This is a genomic window from Rhodococcus sp. NPDC057529, from assembly GCF_042802055.1.
In the GTDB taxonomy this organism is placed as follows: Bacteria; Actinomycetota; Actinomycetes; order Mycobacteriales; family Mycobacteriaceae; genus Rhodococcus_F.
Window position 1 is genome coordinate 125,441 of sequence record NZ_JBHVEY010000013.1, and the last position, 16,073, is coordinate 141,513.

Annotated in this window: 14 protein-coding genes and 1 pseudogene; 10 read left to right on the forward strand and 5 right to left on the reverse strand. The window is 65.5% G+C overall.

The features are described from left to right. Positions 1 to 54 precede the first annotated feature (54 nt). The 7 genes from gcvH (at position 55) to ACFU5V_RS25210 (ending at position 6,570) form a co-directional block, all read left to right on the forward strand. Positions 55 to 459, forward strand: coding sequence for a glycine cleavage system protein GcvH (gene gcvH, locus ACFU5V_RS25180; RefSeq protein ID WP_378702816.1), 405 nt, complete (start codon positions 55 to 57; stop codon positions 457 to 459). Beyond that, complete coding sequence (gene glyA / locus ACFU5V_RS25185) at positions 456 to 1,724, forward strand: serine hydroxymethyltransferase (protein ID WP_378702817.1); 1,269 nt, start codon at positions 456 to 458, stop codon at positions 1,722 to 1,724. Before gcvH ends, glyA begins: the two co-directional genes overlap by 4 nt. Positions 1,725 to 1,728: 4 nt before the next feature. Then, positions 1,729 to 3,114: an L-serine ammonia-lyase gene (locus ACFU5V_RS25190; protein WP_378702818.1), complete on the forward strand. Its 1,386-nt coding sequence runs from the start codon at positions 1,729 to 1,731 to the stop codon at positions 3,112 to 3,114. Between the two features lie 89 nt (positions 3,115 to 3,203). Further along, positions 3,204 to 4,148, forward strand: a complete 945-nt coding sequence (rarD, locus tag ACFU5V_RS25195) for an EamA family transporter RarD (RefSeq protein ID WP_378702819.1) — start codon at positions 3,204 to 3,206, stop codon at positions 4,146 to 4,148. A 273-nt stretch (positions 4,149 to 4,421) separates the two neighbouring features. Then, positions 4,422 to 6,002, forward strand: coding sequence for an APC family permease (locus ACFU5V_RS25200; protein WP_378702820.1), 1,581 nt, complete (start codon positions 4,422 to 4,424; stop codon positions 6,000 to 6,002). Positions 6,003 to 6,115: 113 nt separating this feature from the next. Then, positions 6,116 to 6,394, forward strand: a complete 279-nt coding sequence (locus ACFU5V_RS25205; protein ID WP_378702821.1) for a hypothetical protein — start codon at positions 6,116 to 6,118, stop codon at positions 6,392 to 6,394. Then, positions 6,382 to 6,570 carry an E3 binding domain-containing protein gene (locus ACFU5V_RS25210; protein WP_378702822.1) on the forward strand — a complete coding sequence of 63 codons (189 nt, stop codon included), beginning with the start codon at positions 6,382 to 6,384 and terminating at the stop codon, positions 6,568 to 6,570. Before ACFU5V_RS25205 ends, ACFU5V_RS25210 begins: the two co-directional genes overlap by 13 nt. Positions 6,571 to 6,682: 112 nt before the next feature. Here ACFU5V_RS25210 and ndk read toward each other — a convergent pair whose 3' ends face one another. Then, a complete protein-coding gene (ndk, locus tag ACFU5V_RS25215) occupies positions 6,683 to 7,102 on the reverse strand; it encodes a nucleoside-diphosphate kinase (protein ID WP_378702823.1) in 420 nt (139 codons plus the stop codon). 245 nt (positions 7,103 to 7,347) lie between these two features. On the opposite strand from ndk, the gene ACFU5V_RS25220 reads away from it, so the two are divergent. The 3 genes and pseudogenes from ACFU5V_RS25220 to hemL all read left to right on the forward strand — a co-directional run bounded on the left by ACFU5V_RS25220 (position 7,348) and on the right by hemL (position 11,353). Further along, a complete protein-coding gene (locus ACFU5V_RS25220) occupies positions 7,348 to 8,208 on the forward strand; it encodes an SDR family NAD(P)-dependent oxidoreductase (RefSeq protein ID WP_378702824.1) in 861 nt (286 codons plus the stop codon). Between the two features lie 389 nt (positions 8,209 to 8,597). Further along, positions 8,598 to 9,929: pseudogene (locus ACFU5V_RS25225) on the forward strand (NAD(P)/FAD-dependent oxidoreductase); the annotation flags it as partial. A gap of 104 nt (positions 9,930 to 10,033) precedes the next feature. Further along, positions 10,034 to 11,353 carry a glutamate-1-semialdehyde 2,1-aminomutase gene (gene hemL / locus ACFU5V_RS25230; RefSeq protein WP_378702894.1) on the forward strand — a complete coding sequence of 440 codons (1,320 nt, stop codon included), beginning with the start codon at positions 10,034 to 10,036 and terminating at the stop codon, positions 11,351 to 11,353. Between the two features lie 95 nt (positions 11,354 to 11,448). Here the strand turns inward: hemL and ACFU5V_RS25235 are convergent, their stop codons facing one another. From ACFU5V_RS25235 to ACFU5V_RS25250, 4 genes are all read right to left on the reverse strand, one after another. Further along, positions 11,449 to 12,279 (reverse strand): mycofactocin-coupled SDR family oxidoreductase, encoded by an 831-nt coding sequence (locus ACFU5V_RS25235; RefSeq protein WP_378702825.1) that lies wholly within the window; start codon positions 12,277 to 12,279, stop codon positions 11,449 to 11,451. A gap of 69 nt (positions 12,280 to 12,348) precedes the next feature. Continuing rightward, positions 12,349 to 12,981, reverse strand: a complete 633-nt coding sequence (locus ACFU5V_RS25240) for a winged-helix domain-containing protein (RefSeq protein WP_378702826.1) — start codon at positions 12,979 to 12,981, stop codon at positions 12,349 to 12,351. Between the two features lie 175 nt (positions 12,982 to 13,156). Continuing rightward, positions 13,157 to 13,990: a mycofactocin-coupled SDR family oxidoreductase gene (locus ACFU5V_RS25245; RefSeq protein WP_378702827.1), complete on the reverse strand. Its 834-nt coding sequence runs from the start codon at positions 13,988 to 13,990 to the stop codon at positions 13,157 to 13,159. A gap of 135 nt (positions 13,991 to 14,125) precedes the next feature. After that, entirely contained in the window at positions 14,126 to 15,694 is a 1,569-nt protein-coding gene (locus tag ACFU5V_RS25250; RefSeq protein WP_378702828.1) for an APC family permease, read from the reverse strand. Positions 15,695 to 16,073 lie beyond the last annotated feature (379 nt).

Below are 16,073 nucleotides of genomic sequence, written 5' to 3' on the forward strand. Positions count from 1 at the left end.
GACCCCGTCGGCCCGTCCCGTTCCCAGCGTCATCTTCGAAAGGCCAGAAAAGCCATGAGCGAGATCTCCCTTCCCGGAAACCTGAGCTACACCGACGAGCACGAGTGGGTCGCCGTCGCACCCGGGGCCGCCCTGCCCGCCGACCCTGTGCGGGTGGGCATCACGGCGGTGGCCGTCGACAACCTCGGTGACCTCGTCTACCTCGAACTCCCCACGGTGGGATCGACGGTGACCCTCGGCGAGGCGTGCGGCGAGGTCGAGTCGACCAAGACAGTGTCCGAGCTGTACCCGCCGGTCAGCGGCACCGTGTCGATCGTCAACACCGCCGTGGTCGACGACCCGGAACTGGTCAGCAAGGACCCCTACGGCGAGGGCTGGCTGTTCGCCGTCCTGCCGTCCGAGGCCGGCGAATTGCTCACCGCCGCCGAGTATGCGGAGAAGAACGGAGTCGACGCATGAGCATCCTCTCGCGTGAGCTGAGCAACTTCGACCCCGACGTCGCCGACCTGATCCGCAAGGAACTCGAACGTCAGCAGACCGGCCTCGAGATGATCGCCTCGGAGAACTACGCACCGATCTCGGTGATGCAGGCGCAGGGCTCGGTGCTGACCAACAAGTACGCGGAAGGCTACCCGGGCCGCCGATACTACGGCGGCTGCGAGTACGTCGACCAGATCGAGCAGCTCGCCCTCGATCGCATCAAGGACATCTTCGGGGCCCAGTTCGCCAATGTGCAGCCGCATTCCGGTGCGACCGCCAACGCATCGGTCATGCACGCCCTGATCAACCCGGGCGACACCATCTTGGGCCTGTCCCTCGCCGCTGGCGGGCATCTCACCCACGGCATGCGCATCAACTTCTCCGGCAAGCTCTACAACGTGGTCGCGTACGGGGTCTCCGAAACCGACTACCTGATCGACATGGACGAGGTCGCCCGCATTGCCCGGGAGAGCCGGCCGAAGCTGATCATCGCCGGCTGGTCCGCGTACCCGCGTCACATCGACTTCGCCCGGTTCCGGCAGATCGCCGACGAAGTCGGGGCCCTGCTGATGGTCGACATGGCGCACTTCGCGGGTCTGGTCGCGGCCGGCCTGCATCCCTCACCGGTTCCGCATGCCGACGTCGTGACGTCGACGACGCACAAGACCCTCGGCGGGCCGCGGGGCGGGATCATCTTGACCAACGATGCGGCCATCGCGAAGAAGATCAATTCCGCGGTGTTCCCCGGCCAACAGGGCGGACCGCTCGAGCACGTGATCGCGGCGAAGGCCGCCGCATTCAAGATGGCCCAGCAGCCGGAATTCGTCGAGCGCCAGCAGCGGTGCCTGGACGGTGCGACGATCCTCGCCGAGCGGCTCTCCCGCGCGGACGTCAAGGACCGCGGCATCACGGTGCTCACCGGCGGTACCGATGTCCACCTCGTGCTGGTGGATCTGCGTGACGCCGACATCGACGGCAAGCAGGCCGAGGACCGTCTCGCCGCGATCGACATCACGGTCAACCGCAACGCGGTGCCGTTCGACCCGCGCCCCCCGATGGTCACCTCCGGTCTGCGGATCGGCACTCCGGCCCTGGCAGCACGCGACTTCACCACCGATGATTTCGAGCAGGTCGCCGACCTGATCGCGCGTGCACTGATCGCCGAAGACGACGCCGACCTGTCCGACCTCGCCGACCAGGTTCGTGCTCTGGCGCAGAGCCGGCCACTCTACCCAGGATTGTGATGTCATGACCGTCAGCGTCTTCGACCTGTTCTCCGTCGGAATCGGCCCGTCGAGTTCTCACACCGTCGGGCCGATGCGGGCCGCCGCACGCTTCGCCGGCGAACTCCGCTCGCTGCGGGTCCTCGACTACATCGACGAGGTCCACGTCGAGGTGTACGGATCGCTCGCCGCGACGGGGGCCGGGCACGGCACCTTCACCGCAATCCTTCTCGGGCTCGAGGGGCTGCACCCGGACACCCTCGAAGCCGACGAGATGGAGCGTGTCGTCGCACGGCAGCGCACCGACCGTCGGGTCCGGCTCGGGGGCACGCACCTGATCTCCCTCGACGAAGAGCGCCTGATCAAACGGCCGCTGACCGTCCTCGACCACCACCCGAACGCGGTGAAGTTCCGTGCGATCTCCGACACCCACGGCGACCTGCTCGAGAGCATCTACTACTCGGTGGGCGGCGGCTTCATCGTCTCCGAAGAGGAGAAGAACCGGCCGCCGGAACACGAGGGCTCCTCGCCTTTCTCGTTCTCCACCGCCGCCGAACTGTTGGCGTTGACCGAGCAGCATCGACTCGCCGTCAGCGACATCATGATGCAGCACGAACTCACGCTGCGTCCGGAACGAGAGATCGTCAAGGAGATTCTGCATATCCGCGATGTGATGGAGCAGTGCCAGTACAACGGGATGCAGCGGACCGGGAACCTGCCCGGCAACCTGAATGTGCGACGGCGCGCGCATACCTGGCATCAGCGGCTGCGGGACGAGGATCCGGACAAATCACCCGAGCATGCCGAGGACTGGGTCAATCTCGTGGCATTGGCCGTCAATGAGGAGAACGCGTCCGGTGGCCGCGTGGTGACGGCGCCGACCAATGGCGCCGCCGGCATCATTCCCGCAGTGCTGCACTTCGCCACCCACTACACCACCGCGGGCCGGGAGGATCCCGACGACGTCGCTCTGCGGTTCCTGCTCACCGCCGGTGCCATCGGGGCGCTGTACAAGCAGCAGGCATCCATTTCCGGTGCCGAGGTCGGGTGCCAGGGCGAAGTCGGATCGGCCGCGTCCATGGCGGCGGGCGCCTTGGCGGAGATCCTCGGGGGCACACCGCAACAGGTGGAAAATGCCGCGGAGATCGCGATGGAGCATTGCCTCGGATTGACCTGCGATCCGATCGGCGGCCTGGTGCAGATTCCCTGCATCGAGCGCAACGCGATCTCGGCGAACAAGGCCATCACCGCGGCCCGCATGGCCATGCGCGGCGACGGCACCCACCGGGTCAGTCTCGACGAGGTCATCGCCACCATGCGGGCGACCGGGCTGGACATGAGTTCGAAGTACAAGGAGACCTCCACCGGCGGCCTGGCCGTGACCGTCGCGGTCAACGTCGTCGAGTGCTGATCTGACGCCGGCACCCCCGCACACCCTGCCCGCGCGGGCGGCCGGGGGCAGAACGTGACCGCCCACCTGCGCAGAAGGAACCCACTGCAGTGACCTCCCCGCCCACACCCCAGGCCGTCCGGGCTGCCACCTCCACCTCCGGTTTGTTCGCCGGCCTCGGTGCCTACGCCATCTGGGGCGCGTTTCCCGCGTTCTTCGGGCTGCTGACGTTCCTCTCGCCGCTCGAGGTGGTGGCGCACCGGATCGTGTGGACCGTCGTGTTGATGCTTGCCGTACTCGGGTTCGCCGGACACCTCGGCGAGCTGAGGGGACTACCGAGACGCACCTGGGGGATGGTGGCGGCCGCATCATTGTTCATCTCGATCAACTGGGGGATGTACGTGTTCGCCGTGGCCACCGGCCATGTCGTCGAGGCCGCCCTGGGATACTTCATCAACCCCCTGGTCAGCGTGCTGTTCGGGGTCATCGTGTTCAAGGAGTCCATCACCAGGGTGCAGATCTGCGCCGTGATACTCGCGGTGGTGGCGGTCGCCGTCCTGACCGTCGACTACGGTCGGCCGCCCTGGATCGCACTGACCCTGGCGATGTCTTTCGCCTCCTACGGGGTGGTCAAAAAGCTCGTCCCGTTGCGGCCGACGGTGAGTCTGACCGCGGAAGGGCTGGTCGCACTCCCTGCTGCCCTCACCATCCTGGTGGTGGCCCTCCTCAGCGGGGCGCCCCACGCCTTCTCCTCCGGCCCGGCACAGACCCTCCTCGTGCTGTGCCTCGGCCCGATCACCGCCGCCCCACTGCTGCTCTTCGGACGGGCCGCCCAGGCGGTGCCGCTCGTGACCCTGGGGATCCTGCAGTATCTGACCCCGGGGATGCAGATGACGTGGGGAATTCTCGTCGTCCACGAGGACATGCCGCCGGCGCGGTGGGCGGGTTTCATCCTGATCTGGATTGCCCTCGCCGTCTTCACTACGAACGCCGTCGTTTCACTGCGGTCGTCGCGTCGGATCCGTCAAGACGAACTCGACCCGGCACTTCCATGACACCGATCCCAGCGGCGCCCTCGATCGACGTCCCGATCAGACCGCCACCACGACTGCCAACTTGATCGCTTTCCCGATCGTTACACGGAATTTTCGCCAGACTATAGCCGCAATACCGATCACGGAGTAGCGTTTCTCCCACAACGCGAGCTCACCCGACGGCGAAGGTGGGATCTCCTGCCGCAGAGCCGAAGACGAGCCGCCTCCAGGCCGCGTTGCAACACATACGTAATCCGGCCGCGCTCAATGCGAAAGAACATCGAAGGGACCCAAATGCCTGCCACCGGTGACAGTGCCGACCTCCAGGCGGACACGCCACCTCCGCCCGACTCCTCCACCCCGTCGGAGGTGTATGAGCACCTCGACGACGACGCGCATCTGCGGGAGCTCGGGTACGAGAACAAGTTCGAGCGGAAGATGAGTCTGTCCGCGAACTTCGCCCTGGGCTTCGTCTATCTCTCGCCGATGGTGAGCGTGGTGTCGATCTTCGCGCTCGGCATCAGTACCGCGGGCCCGCCGGCGATCTTCTGGATCTTCCTCATCGCCGGTGGCCAGCTCCTCGTCGCCCTCGTCTTCGGCGAGGTCGTCTCCCAGTTCCCCCTCGCCGGCGGCCTGTACCAGTGGGGGCGCCGATTGTGGAACGGGCGATACGCCTGGTGGATGGCGTGGATCTACGTTTTCGGTATCACCATCGGCATTACCACGACGGCTCTGTTCAGCTCGGACTTCATCGCCAGCCTGTTCTGGGGCACCGATGCCGAACCGTCCATCACTGCGTCCCCGGTGCAGAAGCTGACGATCACCCTGAGTGTGATCACGATCTGCCTGCTGCTGAACATGGCCGGAACGAAGACCCTTGCACGTATCTCGCAGATCGGTCTCATCTGCGAGATCGCCGGCATCATGGTGATCGGCCTCTACCTGCTGATCTTCGAACGCAAGCAGCCGTTCTCGGTCTTCTTCGACACCATGGGTGCCGGCGGATCGAGTCCGTACTTCTTCGCCTTCCTCGGAGCATCATTGGTGGGCCTGTACATGTTCTACGGCTTCGAATCCTGCGGCGAGGTCGCCGAGGAAACGCCCAACCCCGCCCGCGCCATCCCCGTGTCCATGGTGCTGACGGTAGTCATCGGCATGGTCGTCGCGGTGATCGCCTTCTCCGGCTACGTGCTCGCGGCACCGAACCTGCAAGCAATCGTCGCCGGCGAGGACTCCAACCCCATCCCGGCGATCTTGCACGACAGCATGGGAATGATCGGCACCAAGCTGTTCCTGCTCACCGTCTTGACCTCGTTCATCGCCGGCGTGATGGGCCAGCAGGCCGCGGTCAGCCGCCTGGTGTACTCGTTTGCACGAGACGGCATGTTCCCCGGCAGCGCCCTGTTCTCGAAAACTGCCAAGAAGCGCCACGTGCCCATCAATGCGCTGATTGCCGTCAACGTCCTGCCGGTACTGCTGGTGATCTTCGTGTTCTACTCCCCCGACTCGCTCTTCCGGATCGCCGCGTTCCAGATGCTGGCCGGATACTTCGCCTTCCAGATGGTGGTCCTGGCCGCACTGCGGATGCGCCTGAAGGGCTGGAAACCCGGCGGTCCGTGGAGCCTCGGTCGCAGCGGCCTGGTGATCAACATCGGAGCACTGATCTACGGTGTCGTCGCCATGGTCATCCTCGCCAAGCCGAGCGCAGACACCAGCCTGCCGTTCTACGACCGGTGGATCGCGTTGATCGGGTTCCTCGTTGTCGCGGTGGTCGGTCTGGTGTACCTGTTGGTCGCCAAGCCCGATCGCAAGTCGACCGCTCCCGAGGGCGATGCCATCGAGATCGCCCAACGACTCCGCGCCGGTCGGGCGTAGGACATGCGGCTGCAGCGCTCTGAGCAATCCGCGGGCGCTGCAGCCGCCTCGTCAGTCAACGCCCCTTCCCATGGTGGGGCATTCGTTCGATACCAGGCGACGGAGCCATTCGGATGAGGGATCGATACCACCGCGCGATCGAGGAATTTCACCGACAGTGGGAACCCTACGGCGGCCCGTCCCCAGAGGCGGTCTTCACCGAGTTCGGGCTCACCGTCAACCAGTTCTACGCACGACATCGTGCACTGACTCGCGGCCGCCGCCGACGCGGGGACCGCGAGCGGACCTGCGCCGACAACGCCTCCCCGCACGAGGCGGTCCCGCCCGACGCGGTGACCGCCGAACCCGGCGAACGAGCACCGCAGAGAGGAACCCACTTATGGCCGAGCTGAGGCCAGCCACCGATGTGCGCGGTCAGAACGCGCACAGCCGCACCGGATGCACGTCCCGGATCATCGCAACTCCTCTAATCAGGCGCATCGCTCGCGAGCGCGGTATCGATCTGGCCACCGTTCGAGGATCCGGCCCTGCCGGACGCGTCGTCCGCAAAGATGTCGAGTCCTCGTAAACTTCTCCGCCCATAGGCCCCTTGTCCGGCCAGGCTTGTGAGGTGCCTCCCCGTTCCCGGCGGGACCACAGGGACCCGCCGGGAGCGGGGAGGGAAATCAGCGGAGGCCAGGCTACGTCGTGGACAGGGTGGGGAACCACAGGGCAATCTCGCGCTGCGCGGACTCCGACGAGTCCGATCCGTGCACCAGATTGGCCTGGGTTTCGAGGGCGAAATCCCCTCGGATGGTTCCCGGTGCCGCATTTTTTACCGGATCGGTGGCTCCCGCAAGTTGCCGGAAGGCGGTCACCGCCCGCGGCCCTTCCAGCACCGCTGCCACCACGGGTCCGGAGGTGATGAAATCGAGCAGCTCACCGTAGAAGGGCCTGTCGCGGTGCTCCGCGTAGTGTTCGGCGGCGATCTCGTCGGGGACAGTGCGCAATTCGAGGGCCTGCAGGGACAGCCCTTTTCGCTCGGCCCGGTCGAGAACCGCCCCCACGAGTCCGCGTGCGACGCAATCAGGTTTGACAAGGATGAAAGTACGTTCACTCACCCGCAAAACGATAGCCCGGAATCGGCTCGTCTGACGAATCGGTCGACAGTCAATTGCCCACGAGGCGTTACATTTTCGCATTTTTCGGCACCTTCCTGGGACATCGTCGGCGCCCGGGCCGGCACAGTGGCGATCCTCCGCGACCGAACGCCCAATCAACGATCGGCACGCCGAACAATCGGCGGATATTTCGCATCTATCGAAACTGTAATCCGATCATATTACTGATATTCAGCCGATTTTGATTGACTTGGCCGATCAACGCCTATACCGTTTGCACTGGCGTGCCCGACCCGACCGGACGCGCCGCACTTCTCGCGCACGGTCACGAAAGGCGGATACGCATGTCCCAGCGGTTGGCAGGGCGCGTCGCCGTCGTCACGGGTGCGACCGGCGGGATAGGCGCCGCGATCGCCAGGCGATTCGGCTCGGAGGGAGCCGATCTCGTACTCACTGGCCGCCGCCACGACCGGGGCGAAGCCCTGGCCGGCGAACTCCGGGACACCGGCGTGCGGGCGGATTTCGTTGCCGGCGACCTCAGCGACGCGCACGCCGTCGACGCCTTGGCCACAGGGGTTGAATCGCTACATCGCCGGATCGACATCCTGGTGTTGAACGCGGGCGTGATCAGCTACGGCCCGTTTTGGAGCACCACACCCGAGGAGTTCGACCGCATGTTCTCCGTCAACGTCCGCGCACCGTGGTTGTGCGCCCGGCGGATGCATACGATGCTCTCCCCCGGCTCCAGCGTCATCGTCATGGGCTCGATCAGCTCGTTCACCGCGTATCCGAACGAGAGCGTGTACTGCATGACGAAAAGCGCCGTCATCCAACTCGTTCGCGGCATGGCACGCGAGTTGGCCGATCGTCGCATTCGGGTCAACGCGCTGTGTCCCGGAATTGTTGGCGAGGCCGGCATGTCACAGGATGCCGTGGCCGCCAGTGACGATCCGGCGAGCATGGCCGCCGACAACGACTCGACCGTCCCGCTGGGCCGGCCCGCCGCGCTCGACGAGATCTCGAACGGAGCAGTCTTTCTCGCCGGCGAGGAATCCTCGTACATGACCGGATCGAACCTGGTGCTCGACGGCGGGATATTGGCTTAGGCGTTTCGGCCAACTCACCGACCCCGCGAGACTCGGAAGTCTCGTCGCATCGACACGCGTCTCAAACGTGAACAGTCATGCCCCGCTTGCTATTTCATGATGTTTGCTGTATTCTTTCAGTGAATCCGGGGCTGGGGTGCCTCGATTCCCGGCTCTGCTGGCGTCCTACCGGCAGAGCCACCTAAACCCTCCGGGCCGTCGGCACGCGGGTCTGCTGAACCGACTATCGAGATCCGCCTGCCGTCCACACCGGCGCCCCGTCCGCTCACGCCACCAACAGCGGACGGGCGCCGGTTCTGTCGGACGACGCCCGGTCCCACGTCGTCCGACCGGGGTTACCCGCCGCCGGAGTGGACGCTGACATCGACTTCGGGAAGAGGCGCACCGACATGTCACAGTCACCGCACCCGCACCGGGTCGTCGTCATCGGCTCGGGTTTCGGTGGGCTGTTCGCGGCCAAGTCCCTGCGCGGGGCCGACATCGACGTCACCCTCGTCAGCCGGACGAACCATCATCTGTTCCAACCGCTGCTCTATCAGCTTGCTACCGGCATCCTGTCCGAGGGTGAGATCGCCGCACCAACCCGCATGCTCGTGAAAGATCAGGCCAACGTCACCGTTCGACTCGGTGAGGTGATCTCCATCGACCTGACCAACCGCACCGTGACCGCGGTCCGTTCGGGGCATACGGCCACGGTCGGTTACGACAGTCTGATCGTCTCGGCAGGCGCCCGTCAGTCTTACTTCGGCAACGACCATTTCGCCGAACACGCTCCCGGGCTCAAGACCATCGACGATGCACTGGAGCTGCGTGGGCGCATCCTGACCGCATTCGATCAGGCGGAATTGACCGCCGATCCGGTCGAGCGAGAAAAACTGCTCACCTTCATCGTCGTCGGTGCGGGTCCGACCGGTGTCGAATTGGCCGGGCAGATCGCCGGCCTGGCTCACAGCACCCTCGTCGGCGCCTACCAGAATTTCGACACCCGTGACGCGCGGATCCTTCTGCTCGATGCCGCATCCGACGTGCTCCCCCACCTCGGCGGTGATCTCGGGGCGGAGGCAGCGGAGGCGCTCGAGCGCATCGGCGTCGAGATCAGATTGGGAACGACGGTCGAAGACGTCAATGCGGACGGTGTCACCGTCAAGGACAGCAGGGGGGAACGGCACACCATCGCCGCCACCTGCAAGATCTGGTCCGCCGGCGTGGTGGCCAGCCCCCTCGGTGAACACCTGGCCCAGCAGTCGGAGGCGACAGTCGACTCAGCAGGCCGCATCGAGGTACAGCCCGACCTCACCCTGCCCGGACATCCGAATGTCTTCGTGGTCGGCGACATGATGACCCGAGATGGGCTGCCCAGTGTCGCCCAACTCGCCATCCAGAGCGGCCGCTACGCGGCACGGCAGATCGCCGCGGAGGCGAAGGCGGCGACTCGCGGTAAGCGGCGCCCCGACCGCGCACCGTTCCGGTATCGCGACAAGGGATCGATGGCGATCATCTCGCGGTTCAACGCCGTCGCTCGCATCGGAAAGATCGAGTTGCACGGGTGGTGGGCCTGGATGCTCTGGATCGCCGTGCACATCGTCAACGTGGTCGGATTTCGCAGCCGCATAGCGATTCTTCTGGCGTGGATGTGGATGCTGCTGGGGTCGTGGCGAGGTCACCTCACCGTCACCGATCAACAGATCACTGCCCGGAATGTGCTCCACCAGGTCCGGCACGCCGCACCGGCACCGATGCCGCCGCCCGATAGTCACCCGCGGGCACCGAAGTATCCCGGTGACCGGTGCGTCACCACCACAGAAGGAGTAACCGCGTGCTCGGCATACCGCATGGAACACAGACACCGCACGTTTCGCGGTCCGCGCAACTCTTCACCAGGGCCGAACCGGTCATTCCCGGCGGGGTGAATTCGCCCGTCCGCGCCTTTCACTCGGTCGGCGGCACCCCGCGGTTCATCAGGGAAGCGTCCGGCTACACGCTCACCGACGTCGACGGCAACGACTACGTCGACCTCATCTGCTCCTGGGGGCCGATGATCCTCGGGCACGCGCACCCCGCCGTCGTCGAGGCCGTGCAGAAGGCGGCCACCACGGGCCTGTCGTTCGGCGCGCCCACCGAGGGTGAGATCGAACTGGCCGAGGAGATCGTCCGCCGCGTCGCGCCGGTGGAGAAGGTGCGGCTGGTCAACTCCGGCACCGAAGCCACCATGAGCGCCGTGCGCCTCGCCCGCGGATTCACCGGCCGGACCAAGGTCCTCAAGTTCTCCGGCTGCTACCACGGACACGTCGACGCACTGCTGGCCGACGCCGGTTCGGGACTCGCCACGTTCGGCCTCCCCACGTCGCCCGGCGTGACCGGCGCGCAGGCCGAGGACACCATCGTCGTGCCCTACAACGATCTCGACGCCGTCGCCCGGGCGTTCGCCGCGAACGAGGGCCAGATCGCGTGCGTCATCACCGAGGCCGCCGCCGGCAACATGGGCGCGGTGGCGCCCCAGCCCGGATTCAACGAGGGCCTGCGCACGCTGACCCGCGACAACGGCGCGCTGCTCATCATGGACGAGGTGATGACCGGATTCCGGGTCAGCTCCGCCGGCTGGTTCGGACTCGACGGCGTCGCCGGTGACCTCTACACGTTCGGCAAGGTGATGAGCGGCGGTCTGCCCGCCGCGGCGTTCGGTGGCCGTGCCGACGTCATGGCCCACCTCGCCCCCGCCGGACCCGTCTACCAGGCAGGCACCCTGTCCGGGAACCCCGTCGCCGTCGCCGCCGGGCTCGCCAGCCTGCGCGCCGCGGACCAGGGCGTGTACGACGCCCTCGAGCGCAACAGTGCCACCCTGCGGACGCTGCTGTCCGACGCACTGACCGCGGCGAGCGTGCCGCACCGGGTGCAGACCGCGGGCACCATGCTCAGCGTGTTCTTCACCGAGGACCCGGTGACCGACTACGCCGAGGCCAAGGCCGCGCAGACCTGGCGTTTCCCGGCCTTCTTCCACGGACTGCTCTCCCGCGGGGTGTACCCGCCGCCGAGCGCGTTCGAGGCGTGGTTCGTCTCCGCCGCCATGGACGACACCGCATTCTCGATCATCGCCGACGCCCTGCCGCACGCCGCGAAGGCCGCCGCCGCGGCACCCCGGAACTGAGGTGCCGGCGGAGCCGGTCCCTGACCACGCGCTCGATCTCGCCGAACATGAAACCCCGGTGGCTGCCACCGATGGCAACCACCCGGGCTGTCGGGCTACTTCGCGAGCATCCCGGCGTCCACCGGCATCGCGGTGCCGGTGACGAACCGGCCTTCCTCCGATACCAGGAACAGGATGGCGTTCGAGACGTCCTCCGGTTCGACCCAGGGTGTGTCCAGCAGCAGGATCGAGCCGTATGCGGGAATGGCGTCCTCGAGGGTCGGGTTCTCCAAATCCGGCCGGAACATCTTCCGCACACCGGGGTTCGTCATCATGGGTGTGCGGCAGTTGGTGGGGTGGATCGAGTTCACGCGGATGTTGTGCGGCGCCAATTCGTTTGCGAGGGCCTTGGTCAGACCTGTGACGCCGTGCTTGGCGGCGACATAGTGGCCGATGGTGTTCTGATTCTTCAGGCCGGCGGTGGAACTGGTCAGCACGATCGATCCGCCGTTGCCGCCCTCGATGATCTTTCCGACGCCGGCGCGGACGGTCTTCCACACCCCGGTGAGGTCGATTTCGATCATCTCGTCGAACTGTTCCTCCGACATCGTCGCGAGGTTACCGTAGGTGCAGATACCGGCGTTGCCGAGAATGATGTCGAGGCGGCCGAATTGTTCGACGCCCTCGTCGACGGCTGCGGTCAGGGCGGCGAGATCGCGAACGTCCGCGATCTTGCTCACGATCTTGCCGCCCGCGGCCTCGACCAGGCGGGTGGTTTCTTCCAGCTCCGCGGCGGTGCCCATGTCGTAGGGTGCGGACTCCACCTGTGCGCAGATGTCGACAGCGATGATGTTGGCGCCCTCTTCGGCGAATCGCACCGCGTGGGCGCGTCCCTGGCCTCGTGCCGCGCCCGTGATGAACGCGACTTTCCCGTCAAGCTTTCCCATGTCATTCTCCAATTTCTGTTGTTCCGTTATGTCCGCGTCTGCAATCGGACTATCCAACTTCTGGTCGCTCTAGTTCTCCCGCAGCGCGAAGCCGACCCCTCGAACGGTGTGCAGGGCACTCGGGGCACCGATGGCTGCGAGTTTGCGGCGCAACGACCACACATAGGCGTTGAGCACGTTGGTTTTCGACTCCGAGGTGATTCCCCAGACGATCATCAGTCGATACTCACGTGAGACTGCCCGGCCCGCTGTGCGCACGAGAACCGCCATGATGTCGAACTCGGTCATGGTCAACGGAGTCCTTCGACCATTGAGCTCGATGGAACGGTCACTCCACGTGAGTGTGATGCCGTGCGGGTCTGTGTGCTCGGGTGGTCCCGCCGGTTCCGTCTCCGAGCGGCCCCGACCAAGGCGACGACAACAGGCTCGAACCCATGCACCGAGTTCACGCGGGTCGAGAGGCAGGTCAAGGACATAATCAGCGCCGGCCTCGAGTATCGCGATCCTGTCATCTTCGTGATCGAACTGCCCGATCGCCACCACGGCATCGGTGTAGCCGGTGCGGCGCAACGCTTCTACAGCGGCGACGACGTGACGGAGATGCGGCTCAACCGCAATCGCCACCACCTCGCCCGGCGCCAGCCCCGGCTGCTGCAGATACTCCAAGGCGGCGGTATCGATCGCCGGGTCGACGACGAGCACGCAGATCGGCGCCGTGACCGGGTGGCGCGTGAGCCTCGCACGCCGTGTGCGAGTTCCGGACCACGGCAACGAACCAGTCACTGCCGCCACCTCGGGAGACCCCCCGACGCTATGAGGGCGGGTCGGAGCGTGGGGGCAGGCTTGCCGGTGCCCTGCCCCCGCGCCCCGCATCCGGCTAGGACTTGACGATGAAGCCGGCATCGATGGTGAGTGTCGTTGCGGTGACGTAACGACCGGAGTCGGTGACCAGGTACAAGATGGCGTTGCTGACGTCCTGGGGTTCCATCCACGGAACCGGGAGAATGTGTGTGCTCGCGAAGGTGTCGCTGACGTCCTCACGCGTCGGCTTCTCGAGGTCCGGCCGGAACAGCTTCCAGACGAACTCGTTCTGAATCATGTGCGTGTCCACACAGGTCGGGTTGACCGAGTTGACTCGAATGTTGTACGGGCCCAGTTCCCTTGCCAGGGAGGTCATCAGACCTGTTACGCCGTGCTTGGATGCCGAGTACGCCCCGATCCCCGCGGCACCCTTGAGGGCCTCGGTGGAGCCGATGAAGACGATCGAGCCTCCCTCATTCTGTTCGATGAGGGTCGGTGTGGCGGCCTTGATCGTGTGGAAGACACCGGTGAGGTTGATGTCGATCGTTTCGCGCCATGCTTCGACGGTGTTCTCCCAGATCGGTCCCCCGGCACAGATTCCGGCGTTCGGGATGACGATGTCGACGCGGCCGAGCTGTTCGAGTCCGGCATCGAAGGCGGCCTTGACCTGGTCGTAGTCGCGCACGTCGGCCTGCGTGACGACGACCCGGCGGCCGAGGTCCTTGATCAGACGGACGGTTTCGTCTAGGTCGTCGGCGGTAGCGCCCTCGTAGGCGGTGGACTCGATTTCGCCGCACAGGTCCAGTCCGATGATGTCGGCGCCCTCGCGGGCCAGGGTGAGGGCGTGTGACCTGCCCTGCCCGCGCGCGAGTCCGGTGATGAAAGCGACCTTGCCGTCGAGCTGGCCCATGTTTTCTATCCTTTCGAAACGAGACGCTCATCCGGTGTGCGGCGCACTACCGATGAGGAGATGAGGTCTTCTCGTGTGTTTGTCAGCCCCGGTCCGCCGCAGTCGGCGAACCGGGGCGGGGGTGGATTGCCTGGTTCAGGATTCGACCGCGGCGGTCGCGCGGTCCTCGTCCACCTTGGCCGTCAGGGTCTGCCCGGCTCGGCGGGCACGCATGGCGTCGGCGACCTCGATCGCATCACCCTCCGGTGCGGTCGAGTTCTTCTCGGGCTTGGCGATGAGCAGGTACGCCAGGCCGGTGAGAGTCACGACCGCGAAACCGACGACCGCGATCCAGCGGTCGACGAAGGCCAGACTGGGATCACCGGAAGGCTTGGCGAGGACCAGAATTGACAGAACTCCATAGACCAGGGCACCGATGTTGACGACCATCCCGGCCCGGCCGAGGGTGAAGGAACCTGCCGGCTTCCATCCGCGCAGCCGTGAACGCAGTGCGGCGAACACGACCATCTGGAATGCGACGTAGCCGGCGAGCATCTGCATGGACGCCACGCGGAAGAGCGACTCCGGGAAGAGGTAAACGAAGATGAGGATGCAGCCGGAGAGCAGGTTGACGCCTACGGTCGCGTTGACCGGTACGTGGCGAACCTTCGACAGCTTCGAGAACGTGTGGCTGCCGGGGAACATGTTGTCGCGAGCGAACGAGAAGACCAGGCGGCTGGCTGCGGCCTGCTGGCCCATCACGCAAGCGAGGAAGGAGGTCAGAGCGATGACCATGAACGCCTTGGTGCCGAAGAGCCCGATCGAGTCCTGCAGGATCACCGGGATGGGGTCCGCGACGTCACCGTCGACGATCTCCTGCAGGTTGGGAGCGGCCAAGACGTATCCGGCGAAGGAGAGCAGTGCAGATCCGGCGCCCACCACGACCGTCAGGATCATCGCCTGCGGAATGCGGCGGCCCGGGTTGGGCACCTCCTCGGCGACCTCACCGCATGCCTCGAAGCCGTAGACCATCAGCAGACCGACCAGCGCCGCGCCGACGAACGCTCCGAAGTAGCCCCCGTTGCCTGCGGTGCCCATTGTGTCGAAGAAGACCGAGAAAGGCTGGTGCCGTTCGAACACGAGGAGGTACAGACCGACGGCGACGACACCGACCAGTTCGGCGGCCAGACCCGCGCCGGCGATCTTCGCCAACGTCTTCGTACCGGTCATGTTGAGCAGAAGCCCGAGCACAAGCATTCCGGCAGCAATCAGCACCTGTACGCCCGGGGTGATCGCTGCGCCCGTGCTGGTCGCGGTCCCGGTGAACAGATTCGCCACGAAACTCGAACTGAACATCGCGGTGGTCGCGATCGCAACCACGACGGTGGCGAGGTAGATCCACGACAGCATCCAGGCGTACCTGCCGCTCCACAGCCGCCGCGCCCACTGGTAGAGACCACCGGCGATGGGGTACTGCGCCACGATTTCACCGAAGATCAGCGCGACCAGCAGCTGCCCACCACCGACGATGAAAATCCAGAACATGGACGGCGGTCCCGCTGTCGCGAGTCCCTGCGCGAACATCGCCACGACACTGACCAGCGGCGAGAGGTAGAGGAACCCGAGTGCGAGATTCGACCACAGCGACATCTTGCGATCGAACTTCTGCTCGTAGCCGAGCGACTCGAGATGGGCGGCGTCGGAAGAATCAGAGACCTGTTGCACAGTCTCCTCCTTGGGGGATCATCTGATGGGGGCCGCACAGAAGTCCGCATGGCAAGTCAACGCACCGGTGCGATGCGTTCCGAGCTTGCTATTGGACGTGTATGCGTCGTTGAAATGACGTGGTGCGGTGGAGCACTCACACTTGTGGACTATCAAGTTGTCGACCGAAAGCCCTGCCGCCCAACCGAAACCGTGTCGCTCTTTCGGGTGAAGCCTGGGGCCTCCGCGTGAGTGATCTCAATCACGCCATGCAGCTAAGTTACCACCTACGTTCGGTAAAGGTAACCCCCGAACGTTAATCAGGTGTAAATCGTTCGCTGGTTTGAGCCACAGAGTCGACGATTGGCAGCTTCTGATCGGATCTCCGATCACTGCACTC